1 protein-coding gene is annotated in these 278 nt (G+C 47.5%); it reads right to left on the bottom strand.

Annotated elements, in window-relative coordinates:
* On the bottom strand, window positions 1-278 hold a 278-nt coding region (locus tag A3761_RS27205; protein ID WP_197472908.1), incomplete at both ends, for a hypothetical protein.

Below are 278 nucleotides of genomic sequence, written 5' to 3'. Positions count from 1 at the left end.
AGGAAGTTGATCAGGCCCGGAGTCTTGTATGTGTGAATACGTTGTGGAGGCATAATCTTGCTGAAGGTCAAAGCCGCTTTCCTGGAAAAACAGGTGAGCTTCAATTAGAAAGTTGCCACTCGGTTCATCTAACTGATATGAAACACTATTTGTTCTAGTCTGAGTTTGCCCTACAAGCCCTGGAAAGTCTTCAGTGGCTTGGCTGTGCATGGTACCGTTCTGGTCGACAAGGTTTACTTCTAGCCCGTAGGCACCCTCTCTGGTTGTCAGTACTTCGG

It is taken from the genome of Oleiphilus sp. HI0123, assembly GCF_001635315.1.
The sequence above is the reverse complement of the archived record's forward strand: the minus strand, read 5'-3'. Positions and strand labels throughout refer to the sequence as shown.